This window comes from Peribacillus aracenensis (assembly GCF_025175645.1).
GTDB classification, from domain to species: domain Bacteria; phylum Bacillota; class Bacilli; order Bacillales; family DSM-1321; genus Peribacillus; species Peribacillus aracenensis.
Map to the genome: position 1 here is coordinate 1 of NZ_JANZMJ010000116.1, position 318 is coordinate 318.

General features: G+C 38.4%; 1 protein-coding gene. It reads right to left on the reverse strand.

What is annotated here, in order from left to right:
- Positions 1-318: transposase (locus N0M92_RS29265; protein ID WP_260289041.1), on the reverse strand; the 318-nt coding region annotated here is incomplete at both ends.

The window sequence follows — 318 nt, forward strand, 5'->3', positions numbered from 1 at the left end:
GTTTCTTTTCTGCTTAATAAAGCATAAATCCAATGAAGCAACTTATTCATACAGGCAACGATTGACACTTTGGCAGGTTTTCCTTCTGATTTTTTCTTATCATAGAAAGCTTTAAGCTTTTTGTTCCTTGAACTTCTTATGCCGCAAAGTACGGCAAGATACAGAGAATGACGTAGTCTGCTCGAACCTCTTTTAGTAATGCGATTAATGGTTGCCGTAAACTTACCCGATGAGTGAACACTTGGATCTACTCCAGCGAAGGCAACCAGTTTTTTCGGATGATTAAACCGATCGATTTCACCAATTTCAGAGATAATC